Below are 2,399 nucleotides of genomic sequence, written 5' to 3'. Positions count from 1 at the left end.
GAAAAGGCGCCCGGCGGGACTTAGAGAGCTCTCTAAGTCCCGCCGGGCGCCTTTTCGTTGGGCCGTGCGGCGCATACCTGGTGAACACCTGAACCGGCAGGCCCCCGAGGGGATGGAAACCACGTCAAGTTGGGTAAAAACGCTGCGAGTGCGGCGTAGTTCGTGATTCCCTCGGTTGAGAGAACATTCAGCCCTCGGACCCCAGTTGGACCTGATCGGGCGCTTCCCACCCCCACGTGCACCACGTCGGGGCGCCACCTGTCCACGTGTCCATGTGTGTTTTGCGGAGCCGACCCATGCTCACGACCCTTCATACGGCCTATTCCGACACCCGTGCCGCCGATCTGGCCTGGGCGCTGGGGCGTGAACCGCTCCCGGCGCTGGCTGTCCTCGATCTCGGCCTCGCCGGCGCGCAACTGCAGCTGCGGCTGCTCGGCGCGTCCCATCAGGTACTTCTGGAGGAGGAGCAGGGCAGCTGCTCCGAAACCGTCGCCTGTATGCCCGGCAGCAGCACCCCTCTGCCCTTAGGCGTCTCCAAGCGGCTGGGGGACTGGGAGTACGAGTTCGCGGCGCGCGTCGAGACGCTCGGCGCGGGGTCCTTCGCGGGGCGCGCGCAGGAACTGCTGGCACTCGTCGCCGACCATCCCCACGGACTGGCCGGGACGTTCCCGGGCAGCCCGCACGCCTTCACCGCGATGCTGGCCCAGCGGAGTGAGGGCCAGGTGCGGTGGCGCACCTGGCACGCGTACCCGCAGGAGGGCAGGCTGGTGGTGACGCGGACCCGGGTGGGTGTGCGGATGCCGGCAGCGGCGGCACTGTGACCGGCGTCAACTCCGTTGGGAGTGCGCCGATTACACCCTTGTGGGTGACAAGCGGCGACGTTTCAGTGACGTAGCGTTCGCGGCATGATCGACCAGCAGGTGCCGCTGCGTGGGGGCGCGGAGCGCCTTCCCGTGCGACCGAGGACCGGCAGGTACCTCGTGCTGGCCGCTGTCTTCATCTGCGCCGCCTGCGGGCTGGTGTACGAGCTCGAACTGGTCGCGCTGGCTTCCTATCTGATCGGTGACTCCGTCACCCAGGCGTCCGTCGTGCTGTCCGTGATGGTGTTCGCCATGGGCATCGGCTCGCTGCTCGCGAAACGGCTGCGCAGCCGTGCGGCGGTCGGCTTCGGGCTGATCGAGGCGGCGCTCGCGCTGGTCGGCGGCTCCTCCGCGCTGGTGCTCTACGCGTCGTTCGCCTGGATCGGGGAGTCGCGGTACGCGTTGGTCGGGTTCTCGCTGGCGATCGGCATTCTGATCGGTGCGGAGATCCCGTTGCTGATGACGCTGATCCAGCGGGTGGACCGGCAGGACGCGGGCGGTGCGGTCGCCGATCTCTTCGCCGCCGACTACGTGGGCGCGCTGGTCGGCGGGCTGGCGTTCCCGTTCCTGCTGCTGCCGATGCTCGGTCAGTTGTCGGGCGCTCTGTTCACCGGGACGGTCAACGCCGCGGCGGGCGGGGCGCTGGTCCTGTGGGTGTTCCGGCGGGACCTCACCTCCCGCTCCCGTTGGCTGCTGATCGCCGCCAACGTGCTCGTGATCGCCGTGCTCGCCACGGCCGCCGTGCTGGCCGACGACTTCGAGCGGGCGGCGCGGCGTGCGGTCTACGGAGACCAGGTGCGGGTCGCGCTGCAGACCGACATCCAGGAAGTGGTGCTGACCGGATCGGACCGGAGCTCTCTCGACCTCTACCTGGACGGGCGGCTGAGGGTCAGTTCCCGCGACGAGTACCGCTACCACGAGGCGCTGGTGCACCCGGCGATGAACGGGCCGCACGCCCGGGTGCTGATCCTGGGCGGCGGTGACGGCCTGGCGGCCCGCGAGGTGCTGCGCTACCCGGACGTGCGGAGCGTGACCGTGGTGGAGCTGGACCCCGCCGTCACCCGCTTGGCCCGTACCGACCGGGCGCTGTCCGAGCTGAACGCGCACGCCTACCGTGATCCGCGGATGACGGCCGTGACCGGGGACGCGTTCAGCTGGCTGCGCACGGCGCGGGACCGCTACGACGTGGTGGTCGCGGACCTGCCGGACCCGGGGATCTCGGCCAGCACGAAGCTCTACTCGGCGGAGTTCTACGGCCTGGTCGACCGGGCCCTGGCACCGGACGGCCGGCTGGTGGTGCACGGGGGGCCGGCGGTGAGCCGGCCGCGTACGTACTGGACGGTCGAGGCGTCCATGCGGGCGGCGGGACTGCACACCCGCCCCTATCGGATCAGCGGGCGGTACGCCGGATTCGCGGTCGGCCCCGACCGGGCCACGGGCCGGACGGACGAGGTGCACGGCTGGGGGTTCGTGCTGGCCGGACCCGCCGCGGCGCCCGCCCTCGGTCTGGACGGCGGGGCGCCGCGGTTGCGGGTCCGG

General features: G+C 71.0%; 2 protein-coding genes. Both read left to right on the top strand.

Annotation, left to right across the window (positions count from 1 at the left end; translation table 11 throughout):
* The first annotated feature begins 296 nt into the window (after nt 1–296).
* Nucleotides 297–821: a DUF2617 family protein gene (locus tag JGS39_RS38820; protein WP_219574473.1), complete on the top strand. Its 525-nt coding sequence runs from the start codon at nt 297–299 to the stop codon at nt 819–821.
* Nucleotides 822–905: 84 nt separating this feature from the next.
* A partial coding sequence (locus JGS39_RS38815; protein WP_219574472.1) for a polyamine aminopropyltransferase occupies nt 906–2,399 on the top strand: 1,494 nt, incomplete at its 3' end.

It is taken from the genome of Streptomyces poriferorum, from assembly GCF_019399235.1.
GTDB lineage: Bacteria > Actinomycetota > Actinomycetes > Streptomycetales > Streptomycetaceae > Streptomyces > Streptomyces poriferorum.
Note: the sequence above shows the minus strand (reverse complement) of the source record. Positions and strands in the feature narration are given on the sequence as shown.

Bases quoted from the DNA above. Each gene is read 5' to 3' on its own strand.
- JGS39_RS38820 (WP_219574473.1), top strand. From the start codon at position 297: ATGCTCACGACCCTTCATACGGCCTATTCCGACACCCGTGCCGCCGAT.